Below are 25,378 nucleotides of genomic sequence, written 5' to 3' on the forward strand. Positions count from 1 at the left end.
CCTCCCGGAGACTCAAAAAAGCCCAGGCTTGGTGCCTGGGCTTCATGCGGTTAGGCGCCGATCAGGGCAGTTCCTGGGCCTCGGCGAGGTGGCCCGCCACGACGGGTTCCATCTTGGCGGCCATCGCCAGAAGGGCCTGATCCTTGCCGAAGCTGCGGTAGGTCTGGATCAGGTCGAGGGTCATCTTGTGGCCGCCGACCTGCACGTTCTTGTAGGCGGCGTCGAAGGCCGCGCCCGACAGGGTGGTCAGGCGGTTGTACAGCAGGCGCTGGTCGGCGCCCGGCTTGTCGGCCAGCCGCACCCCGCGCTGGGCGGCGAGCGTGTTCAGCTCGGCCTGGGCGCGGGTGTGCTCGGTGATCATCTGCTGGGCGTAGGCCCGGACCTCGGCGTTGCTGCTCTTTTGCAGGGCGAGGCGCGAGGTCTGAATCTCGGTGAGGTTGCTCATGGTCATGACTTCCATGAACAGCACGTCGGTGTCGTTGGACACCTGCGCGGTGCTCACCGGGCCGAGGGGATCGGCTGCGCCCCCCGCGACGGCGGCGGTGGGCAGGGCCAGCGAAAGGGTCAGGGCAGACAGGATCAGGGTACGTTTTATGGGGTGACCTCCTGGGCAGAACTGGCCGCAGCCTGACAGGCCCGCCGGGCTTCCCGGTAGGCCACCATTGAGCCGCCGTTCATGACTCAAGAAAGGGTGAAAAAACGCGTCCCAGTCGCCGAAACTGCGATTTTCACCACGATTCCGGTTCAGTTCGCTCGCCGGAAGAAGGTGCGTGGGTCCGGGGCCTCGGCGCAGGTGGCCTGCACGAGGTCGTACCAGCCCAGGGGCCGCAGGCTGGGGCCACACGCGGCGAGGTACGCCTCGGCGTAGCGCTCGGGCCACTGCTCCCCGAGCCTGCGGTGGTAGTCGCTCAGGCCCTCCAGAGAGTCGGCGCCGAGCTTGAGGTACAGCCCCGCCGCGCAGTGCCCGTACTCGTGCGCCGCCACCCGCACGAGGTCGTGCCGCGACAGCGCCGGGTCAATGTCCACCACGCAGCCCCCCGCCAGCGGCAGGGTCAGGGTGTGCCCGGCGTACGGCGTTTCCCCCCGGCGCTGAAGGGCGCCCGGAGCCACCCAGCGCCAGGTGACGGTGACGCCGTGAACGGTGGTCGTCCACTGCCCCGCGTCGCGCGGAGTGCTCACGAACGTGCAGCCCGCGAGGAGCGGAGCAAGCAGAAACAGCCGCCAGCGCCTCACGCCCATGTCACCGCAGCGTCTTGCTGATCAGGCTGTTGGTGTAGAAGGTACTCGCCTTCGTCCCGGCGGGAAGGCTGCCCTGCCCCACCAGCGCGGCGACCGCCTTCGTCCAGGCGGCGGGGTCACTCGCGCCCAGGCCGTTGGCGCGGGTATAGCTGCTTTGCATCAGCGGGACGCTGGCCCGCAGCACCTCCAGGCTGCCGCCCCCCGACCCGAAGACGGGCTGCGCCAGCCGGAAGGCCCGCGCGGGGTCGCCCACCGTGAACTTCAGCCCGCGCTGCGAGGCCCGCACGACCCGGCGGGCGAGGTCGCCGCCCAGCGTCTTGTCGAGGGTGATCAATCCGACCCCCACCATCGGGTAGGCCGCGCTGAGGTCCAGGGTGTAGACCCGCTCCCCGGCCTGCCGCAGCCCCACCACCTCGTTGTTGAGGTAGCCCACGGCGGCGTCCACCCGCCCGGCCCGCACCGCCTCGAGCTGCGTGAAGCCGATGCTCGCCAGCCGCACGTCGCGGCCCTCGCGCAGCCCCGCCGCGTCGAGCAGGGCGCGGGTGGCGGCGTAGCTGCTGCCAAAAGTGCCGGGAATGCCCAGCGTCTTGCCCTTCAGGTCGGCGGCGCGGTTCAGCGGCTTCGTGCTGAACACCGTCACGGGCGACTTCTGGTACATCGCCATGACGTACCGCACCGGGGCGCCCTGGTTGCGGGCGAAGACGGCGTCCTCCGGGTCCCCCACCACGAAGTCGAGCTTGCCCTGAAGGAGCAGCGGCATCAGCTCCGAGACGTAGCCGTGCTGGAACTTCACGTTCACGCCCTCGGCGCGGTAGTACCCGAGCTTGTCGGCCACGTAGAAGGGCGTGAACTGCACGTTGGGGATGTACCCCAGGCCGATGGTGACGGTGCGGGGGCTGCCCTGCGCGTGCGCCGCAGAAGCCGCGAGCAGGGAGAGCAGGAGGAGGGCACGCTTCATGGGGGCGAGTATAGGCACCCCCCCTGATCTCACGGTGACCTCGGCCCCACCGTGACCCCGCACGCGGTGCCGGGCGGGACACCGCTGCCGGGCCAGGTGTGCCACTCTCGGGGTATGGACTTCAACGCCTGGCGGCCCGAGGACACGGCGCGGCGCTTCTCGATCATGGGGGCGAGCAGCCTGGGAACTTTCCTGTGGATCGGCCTGTGGCTGGGATCGGGCCTGAACCCGCTGCTGGCCCTGCTGCTCGGCATCGTGGCGGGGGTCATCGCGTACCTGATCGCCTTTCCGGTGCTGCGGGCGCTCTTCCGGCGCTGAGGGCAGGGGCACGGGGGGGCCTCCCCCGCCTGGGTGCTAGACTCGGGGGTACGCCTGCGGGACGGCGGAGGCGGCCGACATCCGGCCCCCGCGTGAGCCCCAGGGAAAGGACCCCCATGACCGACGACACCAGACCGCACCTCACGGACGACGCGGCGACGACCGAGGGCACGGCCCAGACGCCCACCTCCGAGCAGTACACCGACGACCAGACCCCCGAGGAACTGCGCGGCATCCTCCCCGAACTCGCGGGCGAACCCGACGAGGACCCCGTGCTCGACGCCCAGGAAGCCGAGCAGGAAGGCGTGCTGGCCGCCAGCCTCGGCGGTGCGGACGACGAGGACGCCGACGAGTACATCGACGCTGACGACCTGATCGAGATGCTCGCCGAGATGAAGGAGATGCTCGAGGCCCAGAGCAAGGAGATTCGTGGCCTGCGCCGCGAGATGCGCGAACTGCGCGAGAGCCAGGGCGCTCAGGGCGGCGACCGTGGGGGCTTCCGGCCCCGCGAGGACCGTGGCGGCTTCCAGGGTGGCGACCGTGGCGGTCAGGGCGGCGGCTTCCGGCCCCGTGAAGACCGCGGTGGCTACCAGGGCGGCGGCGACCGGGGCTTCCGGCCCCGCGAGGACCGTGGCGGCTTCCAGGGTGGTGGCGACCGTGGCGGGCAGGGTGGCGGCTTCCGTCCCCGTGAAGACCGGGGTGGCTACCAGGGCGGCGGCGACCGTGGCGGCTTCCGGCCCCGCGAGGACCGTGGCGGCTTCCAGGGCGGTGGCGACCGTGGCGGTCAGGGTGGCGGCTTCCGCCCCCGTGAAGACCGCGGTGGCTACCAGGGCGGCGGCGACCGTGGCGGCTTCCGACCCCGCGAGGACCGCGGCGGCTTCCAGGGTGGCGGCGACCGTGGCGGGCAGGGCGGCGGCTTCCGTCCCCGCGACGAGGGCGACCAGACCTTCCGCCCGCGTCCCCGCGCCGACCGGGGCTGGGGCAACAAGCGCCGCGACGACGAGTAAGCCACGCTGAGGGCGAACGCCTGAATGCAGAGAGGGCCGGGATTTTACTCCCGGCCCTTCTCCTTCGTGGGGGCAGGCTTACGCCAGCCAGCGGTCCAGCCAGCCCAGGTACTCCTCCAGCCGTTTCAGGCGGCGGTCTGGGCGGCCCGAGCGCGAGAGTTCATGGTCCTCGCCGGGAAAACGCACGAAGCGGGTGGGCACCCCGTGCAGGTGCAGGGCGGCATACCACTGCTCGGCCTGCTCGACCGGGCAGCGGTGGTCGAGGACCGAGTGGACGATCAGGGTGGGCGTCTTCACCGCCTCAACGTACTTCAGCGGGCTCATCTCCCACAGTTGCAGGGCATCCGCCGAGCGGTGGAAGTTCAGCCCGAGTTCGTCGTCCCAGAAGCGCAGGCCGATGTCGGAGGTGCCGCCGAAGGAGAGCAGGTTGCAGATCGAACGGTCGGTGATGGCCGCCGCAAACCGATCGGTGTGCCCGGTGATCCAGTTCGTCATGTAGCCGCCGTAGCTGCCGCCCATCACGGCGCTGCGCTCGCCGTCCAGCCGGGGGTGGGCCTCCAGGCAGCAGTCGAAAAAGGCCAGCAGGTCGGCCATGTCCACCGTGCCCCAGCGCCCGTGGATCGCCGACGCCCACGCCTGCCCGTAGCCCACGCTGCCGCGCGGGTTGCTGTAGCACACCGCGTAGCCCCGCGCCGCCATCAGTTGAAACTCGTGGGTAAAGGCGTGCCCATAGGCCGTGTGCGGTCCCCCGTGAATGGTCAGGACGGCGGGCACCCGCTCCTCGCCGTCCGGGAGCAGCACCCAGCCCTCGCCCTCCTGCCCTTCCTCGGTGGTGAAGGTCACGCGCTGCGGGGTGCGGGGCGCGAAGGGGAGCGACGCGTTCAGGTCGGTGACGGGCTGGCCGTTCAGCTCCACCTCCGGGAAACGGTCGGCCCGCTCGCGGATCAGGGCCACACCGCCTCCCCGCGCGGTGAAGGCGGGGATGACCCCTTCCGGGTCGTGGTCCTGCGGTGTCACCGTCCCGTCCAGCCCCACCCGGAACAGGCCGCACGAGCCGCCCACCGTGCTGCTGACGAGCAGGGTGTCCGCGTCCACCCACGTGGGAAGTGCGGGAAAGGCCCCCACGTGCATGTCCCCGCCCACGATGTTGCCAACCGGAAAATCCCAGCCCTCGTCCAGCCGCCGCCACTCGCCGCCCGGCTGTGCGAGGAAGAGGTGGGCGTCTTCCGGGCTGCCCTTGCCCTCGGGGCGGCCCACCAGGATGAAGCGGTCGCCGTCCGGATGCGGCACGACCGCCTGAATCGCGGAGTTCCAGCGGGTCACCTGTTCGCGCTCGCCGCTGTGTGCAAGACGATAGACCTCCTGCCGCCACTGGGCCGCGTCCATCTCGCTCGCCGAGGAGATCAGCAACGCGCCCGAGCTGTCAGGGAGCCAGGCGTAGCCCGTGACCTCGACCTCCGGCGCGTGCCACTCCTCCAGCCGCTCGGCGGCCACGTCGTAGCGCCACAGCCGGGCGGGGCGCTCGGGCAGCCAGTCGCGGCCGTTGAAGCGGTAGCGCGGGCGGGTGATCACGCGGGCCTCTCCGTGCTCGTCCCGCTTGTCCTCATCGTCGGCGGTGGTCAGGAAGGAGAGGAAACGGCCGTCCGGGCTCCACTGCACGTCTTGCACGGGGTTCTTGAACCGGGTGACCCGCCGCGCCTCACCGCCCTCCAGCGGCAGCAGGAAAAGCTGGCCCTTCTCGCCGCTCCCCTCGCGCACGAAGGCGAGCGAGGTTCCATCCGGCGACCAACGGGGCGAGGTGTCGCGGCCCTCGCCCCGCGTGAGGGGCCGGGCTTCCTCGCCGCTGCCCGCGAGCCATACCGCCGAGCGGTATCGCGGCTTGGGAAAGTCCTGGTCGGGTCTGGCGGGGTCGGCCCCGCGCGGGTCGTCCTCCTCCACCCGCGTAAGGACGTAGGCGACCCGGCCCCCGTCTGGGCTGACCTGAGGGTCGGAGGGGAACTGGAGGGCGAGCAGGCTCTCGGGGCCAGGAGTCAGGGGGCCGGGGTGTGACATGCCGCAGTCAAGCACAGCGGCGCCGTGCCCGGCCAGCCCGCGCGGGGCCGCCTCATGAGGTCAGGCTCAAGGCCGGTTCGATCACCTCCGGCCGCAGCCCTCAGGCGGCCCAGCTACGCTGAAGGCACCGGATCGCCCGGAAGATTGCTGCTCCGCTTTCCGGCGGACGCCTTCCGTCTTCACCCCTCAGGAGGCCCCCATGCAGGAACTGTCATGTACCTGGGTCCCCGGCACCCTCAACGTCGTGCGGGTGCGCCTGCGCTCCGGCCGATCGGCCCAGGCGGTCACCACCACGGTTGAACTCACGAGCACCCGGCTGGCCCGCATCTTCGGGCCGCAGGCGCTCAACGACCTGTACCTCAAGGGCCGCGCTGTCCTGCGGGCCGATCCGCAGCAGGTCGCGCTGCTGACCTGAGCTGCGCCTCCCCTCTCGCGCGCCCCCGCCCCGACGCCCGGTGGGGGCGCGGCGTGTTGTCCGGCGGCAGGCCGAGGCCCCGCTATACCATGACCGCATGGTGTCCCTGCCCCCTGCTCCGGACCTCGCCGCCCTGCTGGACGACCTGCGGGTCCTCACCGAGATCGAGTCGCCCTCGACCGACCCCGCCGCCATCGCCCGCGTGATGGACGTGGCGGAAGCCTGGGCGCTGGACCTGGGGGCCACGGTCGAGCACCTCTCCGGCGGGACCCGGCGCTTCGCCTTCGGGGTGACGGGGGCGGCGCGGCCCCTGCTGATCCTCGCGCACGCGGACACGGTGTGGCCCCACGGCACCCTGGCGACGATGCCCTGGCGGGTGGAGGGCGACCGGGTGTATGGTCCCGGCACCTACGACATGAAGGCGGGGCTGGTGGGCGCCTTCCACGCCCTGCGAACCCTTCGGAACGGGTGGCCGCGCGGCGGCGTGGTGCTGCTGCTGACCCCTGACGAGGAGATCGGCAGCGCCAGCAGCCGGGAACACATCGAGGCCGCTGCCCGGGAAAGCCGCGCGGTCCTGGTCGTGGAACCCCCCGTGGCCGACACCCACGCGCTCAAGGTCGGCCGCAAGGGCGTGGGCGACTTCCACCTGCACTTTCAGGGGGTCGCCTCGCACGCGGGCAACAAGCCGGAGGAGGGCGCGAGCGCGATCACCGAAGCCGCCCGCGCCGTTCTCGCGGTGCAGGGGCTCGCCCGCCCGGAGGTAGGCACCACCGTGAGCGTGGGGCGCATCGCCGGGGGCGGGGCCGTGAACGTGATTCCGGCGACCTGCACGCTGGACATCGACGTGCGGGTGGCGACGCTAGCCGAGGCCGAACGGGTGACGGCAGGGATTGAGGGGCTGGAGCCGCAGGACCCCCGCGTGGCGCTAACCGTCACCGGGGGCCTCAACCGCCCGCCCTTCGAGCGCGGCCCCGGTACCGAGCGCCTCTTCGAGCAGGCGCAGGCGGTCGCCCGCGAACTGGGCTTCGAGGTCACGGGCGAGGTCGTGGGCGGCGGCAGCGACGGCAACTTCACCGCGCCGCTGTGCCCCACGTTGGACGGGCTGGGCGCTCCCGGCGACGGGGCACACGCCGCCCATGAACACGTGCGCCTTGACCGCTGGCCGGATCACGTCCAGCTGCTGACCCGGCTGATGCAGGGGCTGTGATGTTCGGCTGGCTCAGGCGCAGTTCCGCTGGAGGGGACCATCCCCTCGTCCGGCAGGACGACCCCGGCACCTTCCGGGTGCGGGTACGCACGCGCGGGCACGGCGAGGTGGTCGAGTTCCGCTTTACCAAGGCCGCCCACATCGGCGCGGACGACGGGGGCGGCTACCTCTTTCGCAAGCCGGTCATCAGCCCGCAGCACTTCGACCGGGGCGAACTCGTGGTGCGCTTTGACGCCCGCTACCGGGTGACGGGGACGGAGGCCGAGGGGCTGGACTTCATCCCGGTCGCCGATTGGGAGGACTGACCGCTAGGCGGGCACCGCCTGCAAGAGGGCGTGGTCCAGCACAAAACCCAGCGAGAGCGTCTGGTAGCCCTGCTGGTCAAACAGCACAGTCACCTTTTCGCCCTCGTAGCGCATGACGAGGCCCTCGCCGAAGGTGGGGTGCGCGACGCGGGTACCGAGAGCGAAGGGCAGCGTCTCGGGGTCGGGGGCGGGGGCCGTCTCGCCCGCCTCGCAACGGTCGCAGGTGCCGCAGGGGGCCGGGTAGCCTTCCCCGAAGTAGTTCAGCAGGAACTCGCGGCGGCAGCCTTCCGTCTCGGCGTAGGCCCGCATCATCTCCAGCCGCGAGCGTTCGTAGGTGCGGCGATGCTCCTGCGCGAGCGCGGCCTGGGCCGCCGCCTCGGGGGACACGCTGCCCTCCACGGCCGCGACCTCCCCGCCCGGCAGCACCTCCAGCGCCCCGACCTCCTCCAGGCGGCTCACGGCGCTGAGCAGTCGGCTGGGGGACAGGCCCGTCTCCTCGCGCAGGTCGCCGGGGTCGACCGGACCATCGGCGTCCTGGGCGGCCCGCAGCACCTGTTCCACCTGATCGGCGTCGATCAGCGCACTTCCCGCGAAGAAGCGGCGCAGGTTGAGGTCGCCCGGCGTGTAGAAGAGGGTCGCCTGTGCCGCCCCGCCGTCGCGCCCGGCCCGTCCGATCTCCTGGTAGTAGGCGTCAACGGACCCGGAGATGTCGAGGTGGTGCACGAAGCGCACGTTCGGCTTGTCGATGCCCATGCCGAAGGCCGTGGTCGCCACGATCACCTCCAGCGCGTCGGCCATGAAGTCGCCCTGCACGCCCTCACGGGCAGCGGTGCCCATCCCGGCGTGGTAGGCGGCCGCCCGGACCCCCCGCGCCACGAGGTCGGCGGCGAGGGCCTCGGCTGCCTTGCGGGTGGCGGCGTACACGATGCCGGGCCCCTGGGTGCCCACGACCTCGTCCACGAGCGCCGCGCGTTTGGTGCCCGCGTCGCCGAAGCGCTGCACCGAGAGGCGGATATTGGGCCGATCGAAGCCGCGCACCAGCACCCGCGCCTCCCGCATCGCCAACCGCTCCACGATCTCCGAGCGCACCGGGGGTGAGGCGGTGGCGGTCAGCGCGAGCACGGTGGGGTGCCCCAGGGCCTCGACCACTGCGCCCAGCCGTAGGTACTCGGGCCGGAAGGCGTGCCCCCACTCCGAGACGCAGTGCGCCTCGTCCACCACGAAGAGGGACGGCTCGGCCGAGCGCAGCCGCTCCAGCGTCTCCTCGCTGGCAAGCTGCTCGGGGGCCAGGAAGATGAATTCGAGGTCGCCCTCCTCCAGCGCCTCCCAAGCGGCTTCCCGGTCGGCGGGGCGCACCGCCGAGTTGATCAGGGCGGCCTGGCCGGGGGCGGCTTCCTCCAGCGCTTCCACCTGATCGCGTTGCAGGGCGATCAGGGGCGAGACGACCACCGTGGGGCCGGGCAGCGAGAGCGCGGCGATCTGGTAGATGGCCGACTTGCCGCTTCCCGTGGGCATGATCGCCAGGGTGTCGTGGCCCTTGAGGACGCTCTGGATCGCCTCCTGCTGGGCGGGGTGCAGGTGGTCGTAGCCGAAGACCTCGCGGGCGAGCCGCTCGGCCCGCTGCATATCCTTGGACGGGCGGCCCCGGCGGGCAGGGGGGGCGGGGGGCGGCCCGGCCACCTCGACGGCCGCGACCGGGCGGGCGTCACGGGGGGGCAGGGCAGGCGGCTCCGGCTCGGGGAGCACGGCGATTTCGGCCGCCACAGGCTCGGGAGTGGGGTCAGGCAGGCGAACCCGGATTCGTTGGGGCATGCGGTGAGCGGTCCTTTCGGGGCCACAGGGAGAGGCCGCCAGACCGGGGTCCGGGGCCGCTCCCGTGACCCACGGAGCAAATGGAGCCCCAGTCTCGTCAGCGGGCGGGCGGGGCCGATGTTGACGACCCCAAGGCCGGTTTAGGGAAATCGTGCGGGGGGCTACGGCGGGGGTGAGGGATACCCATCTGCGTCCAACTCCGGAGCCTTGGAGAGGCGATCAAGCCCGGTTCACTCGGCTGTCCCCCAAGTCTTCGGAAGAGGACCAGTTGACCCGTCTCCCCGAGAGAGGGGCGCTGCGCAGCAGCAAGGTGAGGGGTCTTCCCCTACGCCTGATGGCCTAGCGCCCGCACCAACTGTGGCAGAGGCGGGATTTGCCTGCTACGGTGGGCGCATCACCGAGAGGAGGTGCTGCATATGACCGACAACCCGATTGTCCGCCGGACCGCGACCCAGGGGACTTTCCCCGCCGCCCCCGCCCAATTCGACAGGAGCCGCTTTGCTGCATCTTCCCTCTGGACCCTGGTTTACCCCACCCCCTGATCCTCCGAGGCGCCCATGAAGGGCCGCTTCTACGGCGACGACGCCCCCGGCGAGGAGAGATTCCGCCGTCAGCGCCGTGCCCCCCAGGGCCGCCGCCGCATCGCCGCCCTGACCGCCGAGGGGGAAGACACCCCCGAAGACGACGTGATCGCCCGGCTCAAGGCCCTGGGCCACGTCACCGAAGTGCTTGCCGAACTCAAGAGCGGCAAGGAAGCCACCGCCTACGTCGCCCGTGGGCCGCGCGGCACGCTGCTGCTCAAGCTCTACCGCGACCTTCAGGCCCGCTCCTTCCAGCGCGACGAGGTCTACCGCGCCGGGGTGTATATCCCCGACGCGCGGGCGGCCAAAGCGATGGCAGGCCGCAGCCGCAAGGGCCTGGAGATGCTGCATCAGGGCTGGGTCTGCGCCGAGTACGCCCACCTGTGGCACCTCTGGGAGGCGGGGCTGAGCGTGCCCGAACCGCTGGTCGGCCCCTCGCCCTTTGACTACAGCGCGACCGCCCCCGCCGTCCTGATGCGCCTGATCGGGGAAGAAGACCAGCCCGCCCCCCGCCTGAGCGAGGCCTCCCTGACGCCCGAAGAAGCCCGCAGCGCCTGGGACCAGGCCGTTTCCGGCATGGCGCACATGCTGCGGCTGGGGTATGCCCACGGCGACTACAGCACCTACAACCTCCTGTGGTGGGAGAACACCGTGACGATCATCGACTTTCCGCAATTGACCACCCGCACCAACCCCAATTTCCGCGACCTGCTCGCCCGCGACGCCCAGAGCCTCGCCACCTCCTTCCGGCGCCACGGCGTGCAGGAAAGCGGCGAAGCCACCCTGCGCGAGGTGCAGCGCCGCGCCCTGGGACCCGGCCCGGCGCCGCGCGTGCTGCTGCCCTGAGCGCGGCCCGCCCCCACCCGCTAAGCTGGCCCCATCATGCCGGGCAAGCGGGGAGGGTGGGGCGTCAGGCGGCCGCTGCGGGGGCCGAAGTACCCGGCGCCGCGCGACGCGCACGAAGCGCTCGAGCGGTTGCAGGCGGGCAACCGGCGCTTCCGGGAGAGCCGTCCGCTGCGGCCCCACGGGAGCGTGCGGCGCCGGGAGGGGGTGGCCGCGCAGGGGCAGCACCCCTTTGCCGTGGTGGTGGCCTGCGCCGACTCGCGCGAGGCGCCCGAACTGCTGTTCGACTGCGGGCTGGGTGACCTCTTCGTGGTGCGGACCGCCGGGCACGTCGTGGGCGACACGGCGCTGGGCAGCGTGGAGTTCGCCGCGCTGAACCTGGGCGTGGACCTCGTGGTCGTGCTGGGCCACAGCCACTGCGGCGCGGTGGGGGCCACCCTGGAGGCCGAGGCTTCGGGGCAGGCCGCGCCCGGCCATCTGGGCGCCCTGATCCGGGCGATCTCGCCCGCCGTGACGCTCGCCCGTGGGCGCGGCGGCGACCTGCCCGAGGCCACCCTGCGGGCGCACGTGGAGCTGTCGGCCGCAGCCATCCGCGCGAGCGAGGTGCTGCGGCCCCGGCTGGAGGTGGGCACCCTGCGGGTGGTGGGCGGGCGCTACGACCTCGAGACTGGAGAGGTGGTCTTTTTTGGGGACGAGGCCGCCCCTCTGGCCTCTCCCCTGCCCCCCCAGCCCACCGTCCTCGGCACCCCCGGCCCGCTGGAGACGTGCCTGTACGCCCACGACCTCGACGCGGCCGAGGCCTTTTACTCGGGCGTGCTGGGCCTGAGCCTGTACGGCAAGGCGCCGGGCCGCCACCTCTTCTACCGGCTGTCGGGCGGGATGCTGCTGGTCTTCAACCCCGGCGCCAGCGCCCAACCGGGGCAGGTCCCTGCCCACGCGGGCGCCGAGGGCGGGCACGCCTGCCTGCGGATTGCGCGGGAGGCCACCGAGGCCTGGCACGCCCACCTGACGGCCTGCGGCCTGGAGGTCACCCGGTATGCCTGGGGCACGCGGGGCGAGAGCCTCTACTTTCGGGACCCCGCCGGAAACGTGTTGGAGCTGGCCCCGGCGAGTATCTGGGGACTGGGCGACGGAGGAGAACCATAATCGGGACATGACACGCCCCCTGCGCTTCCTGCTGGCCCTGCTGCCCTTCCTGCTCGCGTCGAGCGCGGCGCGGTCCCGCCGGGAGGAGGCGCCGCGTGAGCGTTAGGCCGCTGCGCTCGGTGCTGTACGTGCCGGGCGACAAGCCCCGCGCCATCGAAAAGGCCCGCACCCTGGGCGCCGACGCCGTGATCCTCGACCTGGAAGACGCCGTCGCGCCCGAGCACAAGGACGCCGCCCGCGAGAATGTGGCCGCCGCGCTGCGGACGCCGTGGCAGGTGCCCGTGCTCGTGCGGGTCAACGGCCTGGGCACCCCCTGGGAATATGCCGACCGCGAGCTGGCGCTGCGGGCTGGGGCGGACGGGCTGGTACTACCCAAGGTGGAAGACGCGGCCACCGTGCGTGACCTGCACCTGCGCGTGCCCCTCTGGGCCATGATCGAGACGCCGCGAGGGGTGCTGCACGCCGCCGAGATCGCCGCCGCTCCCGGCGTGGCGGGCCTGATCGTGGGGGCGAACGACCTCGCGCGGGCGCTGCGGACCCGGCCCGATCCTTCCAGGACGCCGCTCCTGCACGCCCTCTCGGCGGTGGTCCTCGCCGCCCGTGCCCACGGCAAGGTGCCGCTGGACGCCGTCTACAACGACGTGCGCGACCCCCAGGGTTTCGGGCGCGAGTGCGAGCAGGGCCGCACCCTGGGCTTTTCCGGCAAGACCGTCATTCACCCCGGTCAGGTCGAGATCGCCAACCGGACCTTCGGGGTGTCTGAGGTGGAGGTGGCAGCGGCACGGGGCCTGATCGCGGCATGGACCCAGGCCAGGAACGAGGGGCGCAGCGTGGCGACCTACCAGGGTGCCTTGGTCGAGCAGATGCATGTGGACGAGGCCCAGGAGACACTCGCTCTCTGGGAGGCGACGAGGACCGACCAGCCTCTTGCTTAATTATATGCAAGGGGTTTATCCTGATTAAGCCATGCCCTCGTCCCTGACCGACCGCGAACGCGACCTGCTGACCCTGATCCGCGAGGCCCCGCTGAGCACGCCGGAGGAACTGGCCCGGCGGCTGGGCACCTCGCGCGGGGCGGTGAACGTGCATGTCAGCAACCTGATCCGCAAGGGGGCGCTGCTGGGGCGCGGGTACGTGGTGGCCCCGGACGTGGCCCCCTACGTGGTGGTGGTGGGCGGGGCGAACATGGACATCAAGGCCCGGACGCTCGCGCCCGCCGTGCCCGGCACCAGCAACCCTGGCACGGGGACCCAGGCCCCCGGCGGCGTGGCCCGCAACATCGCGGAGAACCTCGCGCGGCTGGGCGTGGACACCCGCCTGATCACGGCGGTGGGCCGCGACCCCCACGGCGACCTGCTGCTGCGCGAGACCGAAGCGGCGGGCGTGGACGTGCGCTCGGTGCTGCGCCTGGACAGCCCGACCGGCACCTACACGGCCGTGCTGGACGACCGGGGCGAACTGCTGATCGCCGTCGCCGCGATGGGGAGCATGGACGCGCTGACCCCCGCCGCGTTGCAGGAGCGCCGGGGGGTGCTGCGCGGCGCCGCCTGGGTCGTCGCGGACGGCAACCTGAGTCCCGAGACGCTGAGCCACCTGCTCTCCCTGTGCACCGAGGCGGGCGTGCCCGTCGTCTTCGAGCCGGTCAGCGAACCCAAGGCCGCGCGGCTGCTTCCGGCACTGGCGTCGGGCCTCACGCCCCACACCGTCACCCCGAATGTCGGGGAACTCGGGGCACTGGTGGGGCGGGCGGTTCCGGACACAGTGGAGGCGCTCCGGGACGCGGCGAACGAACTGCACGCCCGTGGCATCGCCACCGTGTGGGTGCGCCGGGGCGAGCGGGGCAGCTTGCTGTCCACCCCGGAAGGCGTGACCGAACTCCCCGCCCTGTCTGCCGACGTGGCCGACGTGACGGGGGCGGGGGACGCGATGCTCGCCGCCTCCCTCGCCGCGCTGCTGGGCGGGGCCAACCCGGAAGAGGCCGCTCGGCACGGCCACGCCGCCGCCGCCCTCACCGTCGAGAGTCCGCACACTGTCTCCCCCACCCTCACGACCGCCGCCGTGCGCTCGCGCCTCGGGCGCCCGCAGCCCTAAAGCCCCCGCCCCTCACCCCCCAAGGAGTCCCCATGCCCACCTCTGCCCCCCTCCGCCCCGAAGTCGCTGCCCTGACCGACCTTCACCCCGAGGTCGCCGACGCGCTCGCGGGCGGCCAGCCCGTCGTCGCCCTGGAAAGCACCATCATCAGCCACGGGATGCCCTACCCCCAGAACGTCGAGATGGCGCGGGGCGTGGAGGCCGTCGTGCGCGAGCACGGAGCCATTCCCGCCACGGTCGCCGTGCTGGGCGGGCGACTCAAGGTGGGCCTGACGCCGGACGAGTTGGAACTGCTGGCGACCGACAAGAACGTGCAGAAGATCAGCACCCGCGACCTCCCCGTCACGGTGGCGCTCGGGCGGCACGGGGCGACCACGGTGGCGTCCACCATGCGCATCGCTTCGCTGGCGGGCATCCGCGTCTTCGCCACCGGGGGCACGGGCGGCGTTCACCGGGGGGCGGGCGAGACGATGGACATCAGCGCGGACCTCACCGAACTCGCCCGCACTGACGTGTGCGTGGTGAGCGCCGGGGTCAAGAGCATCCTCGACATCGGTCTGACGCTGGAAGTCCTCGAGACCCAGGGCGTGCCCGCGATCACGCTGGGCAGCGAGGAGTTCCCCGCCTTCTACTCGCGCCAGAGCGGCTTCGCCTCCCCGCTCACCGTCGCCTCGGAAGCCGAGGCCGCCCGCGTCCTGCACGCCAAGTGGTCCCTGGGCCTGACGGGCGGCGTGATGCTCGCCAACCCGATTCCCGAAGACGCGGAGATTCCCGCCGGGGAGATCACCCCGCATATCGAGCAGGCACTCGCGGACATGGCCGCGCTGGGCCTGACGGGCAAGGAGACCACGCCCTACCTGCTGGGCCGCATTGTGGAGATCACCGGGGGCCGCAGCCTCGCGGCCAACATCGCGCTGGTGCGGCACAACGCAGCGGTGGCCGCGCGGGTGGCCTCGGCCTACGCGGCGTTGCAGGGGTAATCCCTTCACCTCTCAGGCCGCGCCCGGACCCTTCCCGGCACGGCCTCCCTTGCTGTCCCCCTCTCGGGAACGCGCCGCAATCCGCCCCGGAGGGGGGTGGTACGCTCGGAGGCGGTATGGACGCATATGACGTGTTGGTGATTGGCGGTGGCCCCGCCGGGTACGTGGCGGCGATCCGGGCCGCGCAGCTCGGCTTCCGGGTGGCCTGCGTGGACGCCTTCGAGCGCGGCGGCAAGGCTTCCCTGGGCGGCACCTGCCTCAACGTGGGCTGCATTCCCAGCAAGGCGATGCTGGACTCCAGCGAACGCTTCGAGATGATTCAGCACGACGCCGCCGAACACGGCATCCAGGTGGACGGCGCCCGCGTGGACCTCCAGGTGATGCTGGGCCGCAAGGAAGGCGTCGTGGACAAGCTGACGGGGGGCATCGCCTACCTCTTCAAGAAGAACAAGGTGACCTCCTTCCACGGCCTGGGCCGACTGGTCCGCCAGGACGAGGGAGGCTGGGTCGTGGACGCCGCCGGGACTGAGGTCGTCGCCCGGCACGTCATCGTGGCGACGGGCAGCAGCCCCCGCGAACTGCCGCTGGCCCCTTTTGGCGGGCACGTGGTGGAAAACAGCGGGGCGCTCGCCTTTGAGCAGGTACCCGGCAAGCTCGGCATCATCGGCGCGGGCGTGATCGGCGTGGAACTCGGCAGCGTGTGGCGCCGCCTGGGGGCGCAGGTGACCATCCTGGAGGCCCTCCCCGGCTTCCTGATGGCCGCCGACGAGGCCGTGAGCCGCGAGGCCCTCAAGCAGTTCCAGAAGCAGGGCCTGGAGTTCCACTTCGGCGTGAACATCAGCGCGGTGGAGCAGGATGACTCCGGCGTGACCGTCACCTACACCGAAAAGGAGCAGGAGGTCACCGCCCGCTTCGACAAGCTGATCGTGTCCATCGGCCGCGTGCCCCACACGGCGGGCCTGGGAGCCGAGGCAGTGGGGCTGGAACTCGACGAGCGCGGCTTCGTGAAGGTGGACGGCCACTACCGCACCAACCTGCCTGGCGTGTACGCCGTCGGGGACGTGATCGGCGGCGCGATGCTGGCCCACAAGGCGGAGGAGGAGGGCGTGGCCCTCGCCGAGATGCTCGCCGGGCAGGCCGGGCACGTCAACTACGACGTGATTCCCTGGGTGATCTACACCTCGCCCGAGATCGCCTGGGCGGGCCTGACCGAGAAGCAGGCCAAGGAGAAGGGCCACCGCGTCAAGGCCGGGCAGTTCCCCTTCAGCGCCAACGGCCGGGCGCTGGGGCACGGTGACCCGCGCGGCTTCGTGAAGGTCGTGGCCGACGCCGACACCGACAAGATTCTGGGCGTCCACATGGTCGGCCCCAACGTCTCCGAGCTGATCGGGGAGACGGTCGCCATCATGGAATTCGGCGGCAGCGCCGAGGACCTCGCCCGCACCGTGCACGCCCACCCCACCCTCTCCGAAGTGGTCAAGGAGGCCGCACTGGCCGCCGACAAACGCGCCCTGCACATGTGAGGCACCTGGGGGCGCGGTCCCAGGCCACGTCCCCTGTTGACGAATGTGCGGCTGACCGGTATTCTTCCGTGCGTGCCGGAAACGGCGCCCCTTGAAAGGCAGTCAGCGGAGGCCCTGCGCCAAAGCAAACTGAAGTGGTGTGGCCCCATCGTCTAACGGTTAGGACACTACCCTTTCAAGGTAGCGATACGGGTTCGAATCCCGTTGGGGTCACCACGACCAGAAGCTCCCGCCTCCCGGTGGGGGTTTTTGTTTGGTCGGCTGTGGCCCCGCTGGGCGGGCATTCCTGCACCTTTCCTCAAGTCGCGCGGCTGGGGCGCGTGGAATGATGCGGGCAATGAAAGCGATTATCCCCGCCGCTGGCCTGGGCACCCGCCTGCGTCCCCTCACCTACACCCGCCCCAAGCCGGTGCTGCCTGTGGCGGGGGCACCCATCATCGTGCACGCGCTGCGGACCCTGCTGGCCGCTGGCATCTCCGAGGTCGGCATCATCGTCTCGGACGCCACCCGCACCGAGATCGAGCAGACGCTGGAGCAGGCCCCCGGCGCCCACGTCACCCTGATCGACCAGCACGAGCAGCTCGGGCTGGGGCACGCCGTCCTGACGGCCCGTGAGTGGGTGGGGGGGGACAATTTTTGCGTCTACCTGGGCGACAACCTCTTCGAACACGGGGTGCGGCCCTTTATCGAGCGCTTCGAGGCCGAGCGTCCGGCGGCCGTGATCGCCCTCGTGGAGGTGGCCGACCCCACCGCCTTCGGGGTGGCCGAACTCGACGGCGACCGCATCACCCGGCTGGTCGAGAAACCCAAGAACCCGCCCAGCAACATGGCGGTGGCGGGGCTGTACTGCTTTACGCCGCAGGTGTTCGGGGTGCTCGACGGGATGCCCCCCTCGGCGCGTGGGGAGTACGAGATCACCGACGCCATTCAGGGGCTGATCGAGCGCGGCGAGCGGGTGCTGGGCCAGCGGGTGGAGGGCTGGTGGAAGGACACCGGCCGTCCCGCCGACCTGCTGGACGCCAACCGCCTGCTGCTCGAGCAGATCACCGCCGACGTGCAGGGCGAGGTCGAGGAGTCGCGCCTCACGGGCCGGGTCATCGTGCCCGCCTCCGCGCGGGTGGTCCGCAGCAAGATCGTGGGGCCGGTGCTGCTGGGCGAGGGCGTGGTCGTGGAGGACGCGTACATCGGCCCCTTCACCAGCGTGGGGCCGGGCAGCGTGATTCAGCGGGCCGAGGTCGAGCACAGCGTGGTGGACGCCGAAGCCCGCATCGAGAACGTCAATACCCGGCTTCAGGACTGCCTGATCGGGGTGCGGGCGCAGGTGCGCGGCGGTCGCACGGTGCCCAGCACCCACAAGCTGACCCTGTCGGACGCCAGCATCGTCGAACTGGCCTGAACCGAGGCCCCGGCCTCTTTGCCCGGCCCCCGCCTCCGGACCGTGCCCACAGCGCGGTCGCCGGGGCGGGGGCCGCCCTATGATGGGCGGATGACCGACACGCCCCGCATCCACCTGGGAACCGCCCTGCGGCGCGACACCGACGCGCACGCCGAGGGCACCTTCGATCACCTCACCTACGAGCAGGGCGGCGAGGAGCAGCGCCTGACCTTTGCCGAACCCGCCGCCTACGAGGTCGACGTCAACCCGCTGGGAGGCAACGAGCTGTACCTGCAGGGCGAGTTCTCGCCCACCCTGGTCATGGAGTGCGCCCGCTGCCTGCGTGACGTGCCCGTGCCGCTGGAACTGCGGCTGGGCACCCTGATGCGCTACGACCCGGCCGTGACCACCGCCCGCCTGGAAGAAGCCGAGAGCGGCGAGGACGTGCTCGTCTTCGGGGATCCTGAACTCGACCTCAGCGCTTACCTCGCGGAGACGGCGCTGCTGGCGGCCCCGCTGAGCGTGCTGCACGCGCCCGACTGCCTGGGGCTGTGTCAGGTGTGCGGCCACGACCTCAACGAAGGGCCGTGCGAACACAGCGCCCGCGTGCCGGTCGAAGAGATTGACGACCTGCTGGGCATCCCGGAAGGCACCGTGCACGCCAAGCAAAACCCCTTCGCTGGGCTGCGCGACCTGAAGCTGCCGGAAGGCGAAGAGTGACCCAGGAGGCCCCCAGCCTCACCCACTTCCGGGACGGCGAGCCGCGCATGGTGGACGTGAGCGCCAAGGTCGCCACCGCCCGCAGCGCGACCGCCGAGGGCTGGGTGCGCCTCCCGCCCGAGGCCCGCGCGGCGCTCGAGGCGGGCCGCACCCCCAAGGGCGATCCCCTCACGGTGGCGCGGCTCGCCGGGCTGGCGGGCAGCAAGCGCACCGCCGACCTCGTGCTGCTGTGCCACCCCATCCCCGTGACCGGGGCGGAGGTGACGGTCACCCTGGAGCCGGAGGGCGTGCGCGTCGTGGCGACGGTCCGCACCACCGCCCCGACCGGCGTGGAGATGGAGGCCCTGACCGCCGTGACGGTGGCGGCCCTGAACGTCTACGACATGCTCAAGGCGAGCAGCAAGGCCCTGACCATCGAGGGGGTGCGGCTGCTCCACAAGACCGGGGGCAAGAGCGGCGACTACCGCGCCCCAGGGGCGGGAACCGAAGCGGCGCCGCGCACGTAACAGAAGCGTATGGGGACGGCAGAGCGCAGCGAATGGCTGAGGCTGCTGCGCCGCGAGGCCGACGGTGAACTCACCGGGGCCGAGCGGGCGCAGCTCGCCGCCCTGTCGCATGACGCCGGGTTCGGGCGCCTGCGGGCGGACCTGACCCGCGCCGAGCACCTGCTGCGGACCCTGGAGCCGCCCCGGCCTGCCCGGTCCCTGGCCCCCGAGGTCGCCTCGGAGATCGCCTGGAGCGCCCACCTGACGGCCGCCGCGCCGCCCCGATTGCCCCATCCGGTTGCCGCCGAGGTCGCGCGGGAGGTGAGGCTCGCGGCCTGCCTGGACACCCTTCCGCCCCCTGCGAGGTCGGTGGCTCCCGCCGTGGCGAGCGAGGTCGCCTGGAGCGCGGCGCTGCACTCTCCCCCCGGCGCCCCTTCCCTGCCCGGCTCGCTGGCCGCCGCCGTGACCGCCCGCATCGGCGCGGACGCGCGGGGGTCGGTGCCTGCCCCGTCCCTCCCCCGGCCCCACAACCCCGCTCCCACCCTGCTGGTCGGGGGCCTGCTGGTGGGCCTGACGCTGCTGGGCCTCACCGAGGCGTGGCCGGGCCTCGCGGCGGGCGCCGAGGTGCTTCAGGCCCTCGTTGCGGGTCTCTCGCCGCTGGTCGGGCTGGGGCTGGGGCTGCTGCTGCTGGTCAGCGCCCTGGTCGTCTGGAAACCCACCCCGGCGGTGCAGCGGCTGGGCGTGGGCGGCTTCATGCTGTCGGCGGCGCTGACCCTGCCGCCGCTCTATCAGGCCGCGCAGCACAGCGGCGTCACCCTGGGGCAGACCCGGACCGTGGGGGGGCCGGTCGCGGGCAACGTGATCGTGGTGGGGGGCGACGTGCGGCTGCTGCCCGGCGCACGGGTGGGCGGCGAGGTCGTGACCCTCTTCGGGGACGTGCAGCGCGCGCCCGGGGCCGAGGTCCGGGGTCAGGTTCACGCCCTGCTGGGCCGGGCACCGGGCGACGCGACGGCGCAGCAGACCCCGCCCCGACCGGCCTGGGGCTGGCGACCGCCTCGGCCTTCCGGCCGCTGCTGGGCTGGCTGGGCGGCGCGGCCTGGGGTCCCATATTTCTGACGCTGACGGCGGGTGCTCTGGGCCTGCTGTTCGTCACGGGCGCCGCGCCCCTGCTGGCCCGGCGGCAGCGGCACGCCCCGCTGCGGACCCTGGCCCTGGGCGTGCTGGCCCTCGCCACCCTGATCGGCCCGGCCCTCGCGCTGGCGCTGAGCGGGCTGCTGGTGCCGGGGCTGTTTGCCAGCGCAGCGGCCTTCTTGCTCATCGCCACGGGCCTCAGCGTCAGCGCCTACGACGCGGGGCGCGTGGTGGCCTGCCGCCTGCAGCTTCCCCGGCCCGACGCCGTGGGGAGTCTGCTGGGCCTGGGCATGGTCGCGCTTTGCCTCGCCGTGCCCCCGCTGGCCCTGGTGGTGGCCCTGGTCGGCGGGGCCTGGGGCGCCGGAACCCTGCTGCTCACGCGGGGCGGCGCGGACGCCGGACGCAGCCTGGCCGCCTGACGCTCACGCCAAGAAGGGGCCGGGAAGCATCACGCTTCCGGCCCCGCATTGACCCACCGGGCCTTTAGCCCAGGATTCGCTTGAGATGCAGGTAGATCTCGTACCAGTCGCCCTTGTCGCGGGGCCGCTTGCCGCGCAACTCAATGCGCGACAGGGTCCGGATCCAGTCGGGCGTGAGCTGTGCCCCCAGGGTGGGGTCAGCCACCAGATCGGCCAGGCCCTTGGGCAGCGCTCCCTCGGTAGAGTCGCCGTAGAACTCGACGCCTTCGAGCAGGTCGTGGACCGTGATGGTGTAGGCGCCCGCCAGCGTCTGGAGGGTTTCCAGGCTGGGATTGGTGCGGCCCCGCTCGAGGTCGCTGAGGTAGGGCACGCTGATTCCCGCGCTCTCGGCGACGTCCTTGAGCCGCAGCCCGCGTTCGCTGCGCAGTTCGCGGAGCCGTTCATGCAGTTTCATCATTCACCTCCTTGGCTGCGGCGGCGCACCTCCCGGTTCGGGCGGCGGTCGCCTGGGACGCCCCACCCTCTTGGCAGGCGAGTTGCCTGTGGGCAGAACTGGACGTTCCCGCTCGGAGTGTAACACCACCCCCCGGTACGGTCAATACAGAATAAAGGCACGCTCTTCTTGCCTCTGCCGAGGCGGCCTGCTAGCATCAGGGCCACTGCTCCGCCCTCATTCCCGCCCCGTCCCGGCCGCCGGTTCCGCCCCAGGAGGGCCTCATGCGCGCATTCGACATCATCGCGGCGAGCCTTCGCAGCGGTCACGCCCACCCCACCACCGTGCTGAATACCCTGATCGAAGCCGAGAACGAGGGGGGGCTGGGGGCCATCCGGCAGATCGAGCGGCACCTCAGCGTCGGGCTGCGTGCCCTGCAAGACCGCCAGCATCCCCAGAGTCCGCTGGCCCAGGCCTGGCTGAACGCCACCCGCGCCTACCTCGTGACCCAGGCCGAACGCAGACACGCGGTCTGAACCCCACCCCCAGAGCTTTATCCGCCCCCGGCCGTTCGGCCCAGGGGCGCTCGCTGTGGCGCGGACCTACTGCCAGCGCTCCCGGTCCTCGGGCGCCTCACCCAGCAGCAGGGGCCGCACCTCCCCGACGAGATACAGGCTGCCGCACACGACTGCCGTCTCCCCTTCCGGCAGCAGGGCAAGGGCCTGCCGGGGCGAGTCTGCCAGTCGCGTGGGCAGGCCCGCAAAGTGGGGCACCAGTTCCTCCGGGGAGAGCGCCCGTGGGCTGAGGTGGGCACGGGTGAGGATCACCTCCGAGGCGACCTCCCGCAGCGCCGAAGCCACCCCGGCCACGTCCTTGCCGGACGCTGCCCCGAAGACCAGTGGCAGCGGTCCGGCCCCCAGGCCACGCAACGCCGCCGCGAGGGCCTGTGCCCCCGCCGGGTTGTGTGCCCCGTCAAGGAGGACCCGCCCACCCCGCCACGGCAGCGCCTCCAGCCGTCCGGGCCAGACCACTCCGGCGGCCCCAGCCCGAAGGGCGGACTCACCCACCCCCAGCCGCCAGGCTGCCGCCGCCGCGAGCGCCGCGTTCTGGGCACCGTGTTCGCCCAGCAGCGGCGTCTGAAAGTCGAGGGAGACGCCGGGCAGGTCGGCCCGCAGGTCCCACCCGTCCCAGCCCCGGGACTGGGCCTCCAGCCGGACCTCGCGTCCCAGCGCCCAGAGGTCCGCCCCCTGGGCCTCCAGCCGGGGCCACAGCGCCGGGTCCACCCCGGTGACGGCCGGGCGCCCGGCCCGCAGAATGCCCGCCTTCTCCCCCGCAATGGCGTCCAGGGTCGCTCCCAGAATCTCGGTGTGGTCGAGCGCCACCGTCGTGATCACGCTGAGGTCCGGGTCCAGGGCATTCGTGGCGTCCAGCCGCCCCCCCAGCCCCACCTCCATCACGGCAACCTCCACCCCGGCTTCCGCGAACAGCAGGCCGCCCAGGGCCGTCACGACCTCGAAAAACGAAGCGTCCACCGCCTCGGCGTGGGGGCGCACCCGGCGCAGGGCAGCCTCGACCTGCTCGGCAGGACACTCCCGCCCATCCACCACGAATCGCTCCGCGAACCGGGTGAGGTGCGGACTGGTGAACAGTCCCGCGCGGCTTCCCGAGGCCGTCAGCATCGCGGCGAGGGTCGCCGCCGTGCTGCCCTTGCCGTTGGTCCCCCCGACCAGCACGCTCCGAAAGGTCCGCTGAGGCTCGCCCAGCCGGGTCAGCAGCGCCCGCACCCGGTCCAGGCCAGGATGAACCCCAGAACGCTGCCGGGCGAACAGCCAGTCCAGATCCGTCATGCCCGCAGCATAGGGCGGCGGGGCGGGACAGCTCAGCCCTGCGGGGTGAAGTAGGCCTCCAGGGCAGGCACGATCTGCTTCTTGCGGCTGATGCGGCTCCCCAGATCGGCACGGCCTTCCCGCGTCTGGGTGCCGAAGACCTCCCGCAGTACCTTTTCCTCGGTGGCCGAGAGCACCAGCGTGGTGTTGTGTTCGCGCAGGATGTCCACCACCGAAAGCAGCACGCCGTTGAGCCCATCCTCCGCCCGCGCCTGATCCATCGCCTCCAGCAGCTCGGCCTGGCGGCCCAGCACGTAGCCGGGGTTGGTGGTCTCGATCACCCCGAGGCCCCAGGTCTGCAGGCTCTGGGGCTGGGCCGGGTCCCCGAACGGAAAGACCTTGTAATCCATCCGCAGCAGGGTGTCGGCAGGCGTATCACCCAGGTCGCTCTTGGCCGCGAACATCGCCAGGGCGTAGGCTTCCACGTCCGCGATTCCCGCGATCGGTGCCAGGAACTCCACGGCCTCCCGGTCGCGCCCCGTGGTCGTGGGGCTGCGGAAGTGCAGCGTGTCGCTGAGGATGGCGCTGAGCATCAGCCGCGCGTCGACCGGCTCGACGGTCAGTCCCGCCTCGCGGTGCAGCGCCAGCAGGATGGTCGCCGTGCAGCCCACCGGTTCAAAGCGCAGGTAGGCGGGCTGCGCGGTTGTCAGGTCTCCCAGCTTGTGATGGTCCACCACCCGCGTGACTGTCAGCTCACCCAGGTTGGCAACCGACTGGGCGCTCTCGTTATGGTCGACGAGAGCCACCGCCGTCCCCGCCGGGAGGTCCGGCAACAGCTCGGGGGCGTCCACGCCCGCCTCCCGCAATACATAGGGCGTCTCGAAATTCAAGTCCCCCAAGCGGTACGCCCGCGCCTCGGTGCCCTGCCGGGTCAGCAGCCGGGCATAGACGAGGGCGGAAGCGATGGCGTCCGTATCGGGGTTGGTATGTCCAAACACAGGCAACATGCCGCAATTCTAGAGGCCCCCACAACAAAAAAGGACCCCGAAGGGTCCCCTGTCCTGCGTGAGCAGGTTTAGAAGTTGAAGTTGTAGCTGACGCGGAAGCCCTGGGCGACCGACTCGTTGTTCGTCAGCAGGTTGGTGTAGCGGAAGATGCCGTAGTTGGCATTCAGGCCGCTGAAGCCCACCTGTGCGTACAGACCATCAACCTTGCCACTCTGTGCACCACGGTCGTTGTAGATACGGTTGGACGCAGCGCTGAACGCGTCCGCCGAGGCGAAACGGTTGCCGATATCTGCCTGGGCCACGTTGAAGCCTTGGTAGTACGAGTAGCCGATGCGGGCCGAGGTGTTGGGCGACAGCAGCTGGTTGAATGCCACGCCAACCTGACCAAAGAGTTCGGTGGTCGAGGCATCGTTCACTCCGAAGTCCGTCCCACCGTTGGTGATTCGGTTGACCACGTTCGCGTACAGACTGGGCTGGAGGGGCAGGCCCGTCAGGGTTGCCGTGCTCAGCTTGATGCCGTACTTGATAGTGTTTTCGGTGTCGTCGACATCGTCCACGATGTTGCGGTCGCTGACGAGGTTGTAGCGCACCAGCGGCTGCAGGGTAATGCCTGCCACAGTGGCCGAGTAGTCCGCGTAGGCATAGAACTCGTTGATGGGATCGGCGGTGTAGTACGCGTTGCCCACTGTGAAGTTCAGGTTGCGAACCAGAGCATTCTGGGCCGAACCGTCGTGGCTGAGTTCAGCGCCGACGGTGCTTGTCATTGCGAACGGAACTCCTGCAATGCCCATGCCCGCATTGCCAGCGGTAGCGTAGTCGACGTCACGGCCGTTGTCCGCCACACCATTCACCGTGAGGTTGTTGTAGAAGCCGACCAGTTCCAGCGCGCCCAGCTTGGCCCCCGCCTTCACACCGAAGCCGGTGACGCGGTCAGTCCCGTCGTACTCGGTGTAGGTGTCGCCGTAGGCACCCAGCGCCACGGGACCAACGTTCGTGCCCAGCGCTGCACCGAAGCCAGTCTGGTTAGGATCGTAAGGCATGGAGTCGCTGACCATCATGCCCGCGTTGACCCCGGCATTAATGGGGTAGCTGGTGTCAATGGCGAAGGCTGGATCGATTGTGCGGAAGTTCGCACCGAACTTGACGATCCCCAGATCGGCCCGCGCCTCCGTATAGAACGCCTTGTCGCCGTTCTGGAAGTAACCGCCAGCATTGCCAGCCAGGAAGCTGTTCTCCAGGGTATTGGGAGCGCTGATGACGCCTTCACCCTTCAGGTTGACCACACCCACACGGGCACTGTAATCGATTCCAAAAGCTGTCCGGCTGCCCTGAGCGTACGAGACGCCCACGGTGCTGTCGGTGGTCGGCTTCACGGAAGCACGGACGCCGTAGTAGTTCACGGCAGGAACGGGAACGGGAGCAGTCGCTCCGTTCGCACCTGTCACAGCCGGGCTGGCGGTGTTGCCGGTCACGACCGTGATGGTGGGACGGAAAGGAAGCGTAGT

At 71.3% G+C, this 25,378-nt stretch carries 26 protein-coding genes and 1 tRNA gene (1 of these 27 only partly in view); 18 read left to right on the forward strand and 9 right to left on the reverse strand.

Annotated elements, in window-relative coordinates:
* Positions 1–61: 61 nt before the first annotated feature.
* From C3K08_RS11975 to C3K08_RS11985, 3 genes are read right to left on the reverse strand one after another with little or no spacing between them, the layout of a single operon-like run.
* Positions 62–685, reverse strand: coding sequence for a DUF4142 domain-containing protein (locus C3K08_RS11975; RefSeq protein WP_234009069.1), 624 nt, complete (start codon positions 683–685; stop codon positions 62–64).
* A gap of 59 nt (positions 686–744) precedes the next feature.
* Entirely contained in the window at positions 745–1,239 is a 495-nt protein-coding gene (locus C3K08_RS17955; protein WP_158679925.1) for a hypothetical protein, read from the reverse strand.
* A gap of 1 nt (position 1,240) precedes the next feature.
* The gene (locus C3K08_RS11985) at positions 1,241–2,197 is read right to left on the reverse strand and encodes an ABC transporter substrate-binding protein (protein WP_104991511.1); all 957 of its coding nucleotides are present in this window, start codon (positions 2,195–2,197) and stop codon (positions 1,241–1,243) included.
* Positions 2,198–2,311: 114 nt separating this feature from the next.
* Between C3K08_RS11985 and C3K08_RS11990 the strand changes: the two genes are divergently transcribed.
* Positions 2,312–2,515: a hypothetical protein gene (locus C3K08_RS11990; RefSeq protein WP_104991512.1), complete on the forward strand. Its 204-nt coding sequence runs from the start codon at positions 2,312–2,314 to the stop codon at positions 2,513–2,515.
* Between the two features lie 116 nt (positions 2,516–2,631).
* Entirely contained in the window at positions 2,632–3,522 is an 891-nt protein-coding gene (locus C3K08_RS11995) for a hypothetical protein (protein WP_234009070.1), read from the forward strand.
* Positions 3,523–3,600: 78 nt separating this feature from the next.
* Here the strand turns inward: C3K08_RS11995 and C3K08_RS12000 are convergent, their stop codons facing one another.
* On the reverse strand, positions 3,601–5,574 hold the full coding sequence (locus tag C3K08_RS12000; RefSeq protein ID WP_104991513.1) for a S9 family peptidase: 1,974 nt from the start codon (positions 5,572–5,574) through the stop codon (positions 3,601–3,603).
* A 199-nt stretch (positions 5,575–5,773) separates the two neighbouring features.
* On the opposite strand from C3K08_RS12000, the gene C3K08_RS12005 reads away from it, so the two are divergent.
* From C3K08_RS12005 to C3K08_RS12015, 3 genes are all read left to right on the forward strand, one after another.
* Positions 5,774–5,989: a hypothetical protein gene (locus C3K08_RS12005; RefSeq protein ID WP_104991514.1), complete on the forward strand. Its 216-nt coding sequence runs from the start codon at positions 5,774–5,776 to the stop codon at positions 5,987–5,989.
* 97 nt (positions 5,990–6,086) lie between these two features.
* On the forward strand, positions 6,087–7,196 hold the full coding sequence (locus C3K08_RS12010; protein WP_104991515.1) for a M20 family metallopeptidase: 1,110 nt from the start codon (positions 6,087–6,089) through the stop codon (positions 7,194–7,196).
* Entirely contained in the window at positions 7,196–7,501 is a 306-nt protein-coding gene (locus C3K08_RS12015; RefSeq protein WP_104991516.1) for a hypothetical protein, read from the forward strand. The genes C3K08_RS12010 and C3K08_RS12015 overlap by 1 nt, the downstream gene beginning before the upstream one ends.
* Positions 7,502–7,504: 3 nt before the next feature.
* Here the strand turns inward: C3K08_RS12015 and C3K08_RS12020 are convergent, their stop codons facing one another.
* Positions 7,505–9,313, reverse strand: a complete 1,809-nt coding sequence (locus C3K08_RS12020) for a RecQ family ATP-dependent DNA helicase (protein ID WP_234009071.1) — start codon at positions 9,311–9,313, stop codon at positions 7,505–7,507.
* A 557-nt stretch (positions 9,314–9,870) separates the two neighbouring features.
* Between C3K08_RS12020 and C3K08_RS12025 the strand changes: the two genes are divergently transcribed.
* From C3K08_RS12025 to C3K08_RS18530, 12 genes are all read left to right on the forward strand, one after another.
* Complete coding sequence (locus C3K08_RS12025) at positions 9,871–10,740, forward strand: RIO1 family regulatory kinase/ATPase (RefSeq protein ID WP_104991517.1); 870 nt, start codon at positions 9,871–9,873, stop codon at positions 10,738–10,740.
* Positions 10,741–10,776: 36 nt separating this feature from the next.
* Entirely contained in the window at positions 10,777–11,883 is a 1,107-nt protein-coding gene (locus C3K08_RS18305; protein ID WP_199776929.1) for a carbonic anhydrase, read from the forward strand.
* Positions 11,884–11,978: 95 nt separating this feature from the next.
* Complete coding sequence (locus C3K08_RS12040; RefSeq protein WP_104991518.1) at positions 11,979–12,818, forward strand: CoA ester lyase; 840 nt, start codon at positions 11,979–11,981, stop codon at positions 12,816–12,818.
* Positions 12,819–12,849: 31 nt separating this feature from the next.
* Positions 12,850–13,974: a carbohydrate kinase gene (locus C3K08_RS12045; protein ID WP_104991519.1), complete on the forward strand. Its 1,125-nt coding sequence runs from the start codon at positions 12,850–12,852 to the stop codon at positions 13,972–13,974.
* A gap of 32 nt (positions 13,975–14,006) precedes the next feature.
* Positions 14,007–14,954 carry a pseudouridine-5'-phosphate glycosidase gene (locus C3K08_RS12050; RefSeq protein ID WP_104991520.1) on the forward strand — a complete coding sequence of 316 codons (948 nt, stop codon included), beginning with the start codon at positions 14,007–14,009 and terminating at the stop codon, positions 14,952–14,954.
* A 116-nt stretch (positions 14,955–15,070) separates the two neighbouring features.
* Positions 15,071–16,477: a dihydrolipoyl dehydrogenase gene (gene lpdA / locus C3K08_RS12055; protein ID WP_104991521.1), complete on the forward strand. Its 1,407-nt coding sequence runs from the start codon at positions 15,071–15,073 to the stop codon at positions 16,475–16,477.
* A 141-nt stretch (positions 16,478–16,618) separates the two neighbouring features.
* Positions 16,619–16,693: transfer RNA gene (locus C3K08_RS12060), tRNA-Glu, on the forward strand.
* Between the two features lie 121 nt (positions 16,694–16,814).
* Positions 16,815–17,873, forward strand: a complete 1,059-nt coding sequence (locus tag C3K08_RS12065) for a glucose-1-phosphate thymidylyltransferase (RefSeq protein WP_104991522.1) — start codon at positions 16,815–16,817, stop codon at positions 17,871–17,873.
* Positions 17,874–17,963: 90 nt separating this feature from the next.
* Entirely contained in the window at positions 17,964–18,572 is a 609-nt protein-coding gene (locus C3K08_RS12070) for a DUF177 domain-containing protein (RefSeq protein WP_104991523.1), read from the forward strand.
* 47 nt (positions 18,573–18,619) lie between these two features.
* Positions 18,620–19,078 carry a cyclic pyranopterin monophosphate synthase MoaC gene (gene moaC / locus C3K08_RS12075; RefSeq protein WP_104992061.1) on the forward strand — a complete coding sequence of 153 codons (459 nt, stop codon included), beginning with the start codon at positions 18,620–18,622 and terminating at the stop codon, positions 19,076–19,078.
* Between the two features lie 9 nt (positions 19,079–19,087).
* Positions 19,088–20,173: a hypothetical protein gene (locus tag C3K08_RS12080; protein ID WP_234009072.1), complete on the forward strand. Its 1,086-nt coding sequence runs from the start codon at positions 19,088–19,090 to the stop codon at positions 20,171–20,173.
* Positions 20,174–20,274: 101 nt separating this feature from the next.
* On the forward strand, positions 20,275–20,607 hold the full coding sequence (locus tag C3K08_RS18530; protein ID WP_234009073.1) for a hypothetical protein: 333 nt from the start codon (positions 20,275–20,277) through the stop codon (positions 20,605–20,607).
* A 64-nt stretch (positions 20,608–20,671) separates the two neighbouring features.
* On the opposite strand, the gene C3K08_RS12085 is transcribed toward C3K08_RS18530, so the two are convergent.
* Positions 20,672–21,061 (reverse strand): helix-turn-helix domain-containing protein, encoded by a 390-nt coding sequence (locus C3K08_RS12085; protein WP_104991524.1) that lies wholly within the window; start codon positions 21,059–21,061, stop codon positions 20,672–20,674.
* A gap of 263 nt (positions 21,062–21,324) precedes the next feature.
* Between C3K08_RS12085 and C3K08_RS12090 the strand changes: the two genes are divergently transcribed.
* Positions 21,325–21,576: a hypothetical protein gene (locus C3K08_RS12090; protein WP_104991525.1), complete on the forward strand. Its 252-nt coding sequence runs from the start codon at positions 21,325–21,327 to the stop codon at positions 21,574–21,576.
* 66 nt (positions 21,577–21,642) lie between these two features.
* Here the strand turns inward: C3K08_RS12090 and C3K08_RS12095 are convergent, their stop codons facing one another.
* The 3 genes from C3K08_RS12095 to C3K08_RS12105 form a co-directional block, all read right to left on the reverse strand.
* Positions 21,643–22,887 carry a folylpolyglutamate synthase/dihydrofolate synthase family protein gene (locus C3K08_RS12095; RefSeq protein WP_104991526.1) on the reverse strand — a complete coding sequence of 415 codons (1,245 nt, stop codon included), beginning with the start codon at positions 22,885–22,887 and terminating at the stop codon, positions 21,643–21,645.
* A gap of 32 nt (positions 22,888–22,919) precedes the next feature.
* Entirely contained in the window at positions 22,920–23,873 is a 954-nt protein-coding gene (locus C3K08_RS12100; RefSeq protein WP_104991527.1) for a manganese-dependent inorganic pyrophosphatase, read from the reverse strand.
* 68 nt (positions 23,874–23,941) lie between these two features.
* Positions 23,942–25,378, reverse strand: partial view of an S-layer homology domain-containing protein gene (locus tag C3K08_RS12105; protein ID WP_104991528.1) — the 3' portion only. Its footprint extends 1,227 nt past the window's final position; only the last 1,437 of its 2,664 coding nucleotides appear in the window; its start codon lies beyond the right edge, outside the window; its stop codon occupies positions 23,942–23,944.

The sequence above is a fragment of the Deinococcus sp. NW-56 genome (assembly GCF_002953415.1).
Taxonomy (GTDB): Bacteria; Deinococcota; Deinococci; order Deinococcales; family Deinococcaceae; genus Deinococcus.